Origin of the sequence: Actinocrispum sp. NPDC049592 (genome assembly GCF_040675465.1) — a bacterium.
Classification (GTDB): Bacteria; Actinomycetota; Actinomycetes; order Mycobacteriales; family Pseudonocardiaceae; genus Kibdelosporangium.
This window is the reverse complement of sequence record NZ_JBFAPA010000001.1, coordinates 105,163-111,358: the sequence shown is the minus strand read 5'-3', so window position 1 is coordinate 111,358 and position 6,196 is coordinate 105,163. Positions and strand designations below refer to the sequence as shown.

Below are 6,196 nucleotides of genomic sequence, written 5' to 3'. Positions count from 1 at the left end.
GTCCGGACCAGGTCCGCCAAGATCCTGACCGGACCCAGGTGGGCGGCCGTCCCGACCAGGCCCGCCAGGACTCCGACCGCCGCTCGGACCAGGCGCAGGCCGGTCGCCCTGATCAGGTCCGGCTGGACTCTGGTCGCCCGGACCGTCCCGGTCAGGATCCTGACCGCACCCAGGTCGGACGTCCCGACCAGGTCCGTCAGGACTCCCAGGTCGGCGGCCGTCCGGATCCCGAGCGCACCCAGCTCAGCCGTCCGGAGCCGGACCGCACGCAGGCGGCGCGCCCCGACGCCGACCGCCCCCAGACGTTCCCCGCGGATGACCCAGACCGCACCCAGGTCGCCCGCCCGGACCAGCCACGCCAGGACCCGGAGCGCACCCAGGTCGCCCGCCCCCAGGACAACCCCAACGTCCAGCCGGTCCCCGACCCGGACCGCACCCGCCCCACCAAGAAGAACCCACCCACCCGCCGCTTCGACCTCTGAGCCGATCCCGGCGTTTGTGCAGGTCAGCGGCCTCGCGACGGGTTTTTGTCGGTGGTGGGCGATAGCTTGGCGACCATGACCCCCACTGGTGTGGCCGCCGATCTGTACCGGTACTTGCAGGAGGCCCGCGACAACCTGCTGAAGTCGCTCGACGGCCTGAGCGAGTACGACGTCCGCAGGCCGATGACGCCGTCCGGCACGAACCTGCTCGGCCTGGTCAAGCACGTCACCGGCGTCGAGTCGGGGTACTTATGCGAGTCGGTCGGCCGCCCGGCGCCCGTGCGGCTGCCGTGGATCGAGGACGACTCGGTGTGGGACAGCGCGGACATGTGGGCGACCGCCGACCAGAGCCGTGAGTACATCGTTGGCCTGTACAAGGAGGTCTGGCGGTACTCGGACCAGTCGATCGCCGAGGTGGCCCTCGACGCCCCGGCCGAGGTGCAGTGGTGGTCCCAGGAGAAGCGGCACACGACCTTCGGCTCGGTGCTGGTGCGAGTCGTCGCCGAGACCGCCCACCACGCCGGTCACGCCGACATCGTCCGCGAGATGATCGACGGCCGTGGCGGCAAGGACCACGACGACGCAGGCGACCAGGACTGGTGGAAGGCGTACCTCATCAAGATCCAGACAGCCGCGGACGCTCACCGCGCCGGATAACGGAGGTGGTGAGCGTCAGAACCCGACGACCGCATCCCTCCGTGGATCAGCGCCCAACCGGATGGCCGCCCAGGATCAGCGCCTGAACCGGACGACCGCGAGTTTCAGCGCCTGGACGGGATTGCCGCACAGGATCAGCCCGGGACCGCATCACCGCGTGGACCAGCGCCTGAACCGGATGGCAGCCCGGGATCAGCGCCGAGACCGACGATCCCATCCCTGTGGAGGTCAGTGCCTGGGCCGGACGACCGCGAGACTCGGCGCCTGGACCGGTTGGCCACCCAGGATCGGTGCTGGGTATCGGCCGCCGCATCCCGTGTACGGCACCGCCTGAACCGGATGGCTGCCGGGGCGCCGCCTGGGCTGGACGACCGCGAGACTCAGCGCCTGGACCGGATGACCGCCAAGGATCGGTGCCGGTATCGGACGACCGCATCGCCTGTGGGTCAGCGCTTGGACCGGATGACCGCGGGGATCAGCGCCGGGACCGCGTCCCGCGTGGGTCAGCGCCAGGAGGGGAGCCAGAGTTCGGCCTGCCAGCGGGCGTTGGTGATCGAGTCGCCGTTCAGCAGCGGCCAGAGCCAGATGAAGTTGGCCACGACCAGACCCACGTAGAGGGCGACGACCAGCAGGCCCGTTCCTCTTCGTTCGTACCCGTCCTTGGCTTTGCCGAGGATCTGACCCAGTGGGAGGACCAGTCCCAGGACCAGGAACGCCGAGACCGGCGTCATGTAGAAGAAGTACATCTGGCGGTCGAGGTTGAGGAACCACGGCAGCAGGCCGGCGAGGTAGGCGACCAGCACGGCGGCGTAGCGCCAGTCCTGACGGGCGATGACCCGCCAGAAGCCCCACGCGAGCATCGGCAGGGCCAGCCACCACATGGCGGGCGTGCCGATGAGCATCGTCGCGCTCACGCACTGCGCCTCGCCGCAGCCGGTGGTCGTGCTGTCCCAGTAGTAGAGCATCGGGCGCAGGCCCATGGGCCACGTCCAGGGCTTGGACTCCCAGGGGTGCTGCTCGCCGGGTTTGGTGACCAGGTGCTCGTGGAAGTTCAGCACGTTGCCGGAGTACGTCCACAGCGAGCGCAGCGCCGGGCCGAACGGGCCCCACCAGGTCGTGACCAGGTGCCGGTCGACGCCCGTCTCGCTGCCGAACCATGCCCACCACGTGCCCAGGTAGACCAGGATGGGAATGATCAGCAACGCCCACAACGCGGGCAGCAGGTCGCGCCACAGCATGCCCAGCCACGGGTGGCGGACACCGGCGGAGCGCCGGGCGGTGGCGTCCCAGATGACCGTGAGCAGCCCGAACCCGGCGATCCAGTACAGGCCGCCCCACTTCGAGGCGGTGGCCAGGCCGAGGCAGACCCCGCAGGCCAGCCGCCACCAGCGGAAGCCGAGGCGGGGCCCGTAGATCGAGTCGTTGACCCAGCCCTCGCGGACGGTGGTGGCCAGGCGTTGGCGCATCTGATCCCGGTCGAGCAGCATGCAGCCGAACGCCGCGAGCACGAAGAACGCGATGAAGATGTCGAGCATCCCGGTGCGGCTCATCAGGTGCAGCACACCGTCGCAGATCAGCAGGATGCCCGCGATCGCGCCGAGCAGGGTGGAACGGGTCAGCCGCCGCGCGATCCGCACGATCATCAGGATCATCAGCGTGCCGAGCACCGCCGAGGCGAACCGCCAGCCCCAGCCGTTGTAGCCGAACAGGTACTCGCCGAACGCGATGAGCTGCTTGCCCAGCGGTGGGTGCACGGTCAGCTCGTAGCCGGGGTTGTCCTCGTAGAACCCGTTGCGCAGCATCTGCCACGCCTGCGGGGTGTAGTGCTTCTCGTCGAACACCGGGGTGCCGTCGTGGGTGGGGAACCCGAGGTTCTGCAACCGGATGATCCCGCCGATCAGCGCGATCACCCCGGCGGTCACCCACCCGCGCAGCCGGTCGGCCGGCATCGGCCGGCCCAGCACGCTTTCCGCCGGGTCGGGACCCGGCGCGGACACCTGGGCGGCCTCCTCCACTTGGTCGTCCGCCTGGCGGGTCACGAGGGCTGTCACGCGCCCGATCGTAGGGTGAGCGATGTGAACCCCGTATCCGGTGCGGGTCGACTGGTCCTCGCCGCCACCCCGCTCGGCGATGCCCGGGACGCCTCGCCCCGCCTGATTGAGGCCCTGGCCAGCGCGGATGTCATCGCCGCGGAGGACACCCGGCGGATGCGCGCGCTGTCGGCCGCGCTCGGCGTGACGCCACATGGGCGTGTCGTGAGCTTCTACGACGCGGTGGAGAACAGCCGCATCCCCGCACTTGTGGCGTCGATAGCCGATGGCGACACCGTGCTCCTGGTCACCGACGCGGGGATGCCGAGCGTGTCGGACCCCGGGTACCGGATCGTGGCGGCGTGCATCGCGGAGGATTTGACCGTTACGTGCCTGCCTGGGCCTTCCGCGGTGACAACAGCCCTCGCGGTGTCCGGGCTGCCAAGCGACCGGTTCTGTTTCGAAGGCTTCGCGCCCCGGAAACCGGGCGAACGAAACCGCTGGCTCACAACGCTGGTGTCCGAACCGCGCACCGCCGTGTTCTTCGAATCCCCGCACCGCCTGGCGACAACGTTGGCAGACGCAGCAGAGGTCCTCGGCGATGACCGCCAAGCCGCGGTCTGCCGCGAACTGACCAAGACCTACGAGGAGGTGCGCCGCGGAACCCTGCGCGAACTCGCCGACTGGGCCGTCGACGGCGCGCGCGGCGAGATCACCGTCGTCCTAGCCCCCGCCCCACCCAAACAAGCCACAGAGACGGATATCCCAGCGCTGGTCGAACAAGTCCAAGCCCGCGTAGCGGCAGGCGAACGCATGAAGACCGTGGTCGCCGAACTGGCCGAAGCAGCAGGCATGAGCAAAAAAGACCTCTACAACGCCAGCATCACCCCCCACCCACCCACCTAACCCACCCCAAACCTCCACCAGAACTGCGCGCCACACCGCCGCGCCGACACCGACGAGACGCCGACACCGCCGCGCAGACGCCGACACTGCCGTGCCGACACCGATGCCGCTGCGCCGACGCGGCACCGACACTGCCGTGCCGACACCGATGCCGCTGCGCCGACGCGGCACCGACACTGCCGTGCCGACACCGATGCCGCTGTGCCGCCGCCGCTGTGCCGACGGTGCCCCGCTCCACCGCGCCGATGCGTCTACACCGCCGCATCGGCGGCGCGCGGCGCGCCTACTTCCGCGGCGCCTAGCTCGGTCGCACCCGCGTTGACCGACTTGGGCCAAACTGGAGGCCGACGCGGCTGTATGTGCGGCGCCCGAGGGGCTCACACCCGCGGCGCCCCACACAGTCAGATCCGTGCCGACGACTCGGTCACATCTCCAGCGCCCCGCGCGGTTCCACCGGCGGCGCCCGACTCGGTCGCATCCGTTGCGTCTGGTTCGGTCGCACTCGCGGTGCACCGCAAGGTCACACCTGTGCCGCTCATCTTGGTCGCACTCGTGCCGCCCGACTCGATCGCGCCCGTGGCGCCCGACTCACTCGACCGCGCCCGTGGCGACTGACTCGGTCATACCCGCGTGGCCGACAGCCGTCGGTGCCCCGAGCGTGCCTGCCCCGAGCGTTGCCCGACCCGAGCGTTGCCCGACCCGAGCGTGCCCGAACCGAGCGTGCCTGCTCGGACAGTGCGGGCTCGCTCGACCATCAGCCGCGCGACCGCGTCGGCGGCTCGATTCCACCGCCGGGACAGCGACCTCCACATTCAACCGCCGCGCATATCGCGTGCGTAGGCCGCACTGGCGCCGTTGACGAGTCGCGCGAGCGAGTCGCCGGACGCCGTTTGTCCCGCTGCTGATGGCCGAGGCGGTCATGTACTCCAGCACCCCGGGCCGGTCCGCCCGCGTTCTCGGTTCGGGCTGGTTCAAGACCGGCGCTGTTCGCTGAAGTTCCTCCAGCGAGGTGCCGGGCAACCAGCTGCGCATGCACGACGGCGGCTGGCGACGTAGCTTGGCCTCATGATCCGGGTGCTGGGCACGCGTGAGATCGCACCGGTGACCGGCGCGGTCACCCGGCGGTTCGGCATCCACGCGACCGACCTCGGCATCCTCTGGGACAACGGGCAGGGCACACTGCTCGTCGCCTTCGGGGACACCTACGGCCTCGGCTGGGGTGGGTTCGGGGCCGGGCCGCCGCGTGGCTCGGACTGGCGGTGCAACGCCCTCGCGTTGTCCACCAGCAAGGACCTGGAGTCCGGGCTGCGCCTTGATTCAGTTGTCCCGCGCGCGGACGGCATGGCGGCCCAGATCCTCGAGCGGGACCGTGGTGCTGACGAGAACACCGTGATCCCGAACTCGGGTATCGCCGTGGGCGGCTACAACTACCTGCATTACATGTCCGTGCGGAAGTGGGGTCCGGCGGGCCGGTGGGACACGAACTACGCGGGCATCGCTGTATCCGCCGACGGCGGCAAGACCTGGGTCAAACCGCCGGGCGCGCGCTGGCCTAACTCACCCAAAGGCGATCACCCCTTCCAGATCTGTGCGTTCGCTCAAGCCGACGACTATGTCTACCTCATGGGTACGACAAACGGCCGCTTCGACGACGCCTACCTGGGCAGATGCCGTCGGTTCGACGTCCTGGACCCACCCGCCTACGAGTACTGGGCGGCAGGCAAGTGGATCAAGGGCGACCCCTGTCGGGCGACCCCGGTGATGACCGGGCCTGTCGGTGAGATGTCGTTGGCGTACAACGACTATTTCGGCCGTTGGCTCGCATTGCACCTCGATGAGGCCCGGGCGGCGATCGTCTTGAGGTCGGCGCCGGAGCTGACCGGGCCGTGGGCGGACGGCCAGATCGTGGTCAGTGGCGAGGACTATCCGGGGCTCTACGGCGGCTACCTGCACCCGTGGGCCAACGACGGCACGAGCGTGTACTTCACGTTGTCCCAATGGGGTCCGTACAACATCTGGCTGATGCGCACCGACCTCGGCGCATAAATCAGGTGCGCGTGCCGCGGCGCTGTGGTTAGAGTGCGCGCAACTTCGAGAGAGAGGGAGGTGGCCTTGGAATGG

The 6,196-nt window shown here is 69.7% G+C and carries 4 protein-coding genes and 1 pseudogene; 4 read left to right on the top strand and 1 reads right to left on the bottom strand.

The features are described 5' to 3' along the window. A pseudogene (locus AB0J95_RS00515) lies at nt 1-482 on the top strand (hypothetical protein); the annotation flags it as partial. 75 nt (nt 483-557) lie between these two features. Further along, the gene (locus tag AB0J95_RS00510; protein ID WP_364750274.1) at nt 558-1,139 is read left to right on the top strand and encodes a DinB family protein; all 582 of its coding nucleotides are present in this window, start codon (nt 558-560) and stop codon (nt 1,137-1,139) included. Nucleotides 1,140-1,642: 503 nt separating this feature from the next. On the opposite strand, the gene AB0J95_RS00505 is transcribed toward AB0J95_RS00510, so the two are convergent. After that, nucleotides 1,643-3,190 carry a phospholipid carrier-dependent glycosyltransferase gene (locus AB0J95_RS00505; RefSeq protein WP_364750271.1) on the bottom strand — a complete coding sequence of 516 codons (1,548 nt, stop codon included), beginning with the start codon at nt 3,188-3,190 and terminating at the stop codon, nt 1,643-1,645. 24 nt (nt 3,191-3,214) lie between these two features. Between AB0J95_RS00505 and rsmI the strand changes: the two genes are divergently transcribed. Then, entirely contained in the window at nt 3,215-4,075 is an 861-nt protein-coding gene (rsmI, locus tag AB0J95_RS00500; RefSeq protein WP_364750269.1) for a 16S rRNA (cytidine(1402)-2'-O)-methyltransferase, read from the top strand. Nucleotides 4,076-5,140: 1,065 nt separating this feature from the next. Further along, nucleotides 5,141-6,121, top strand: a complete 981-nt coding sequence (locus AB0J95_RS00495; protein ID WP_364750267.1) for a DUF4185 domain-containing protein — start codon at nt 5,141-5,143, stop codon at nt 6,119-6,121. Nucleotides 6,122-6,196 lie beyond the last annotated feature (75 nt).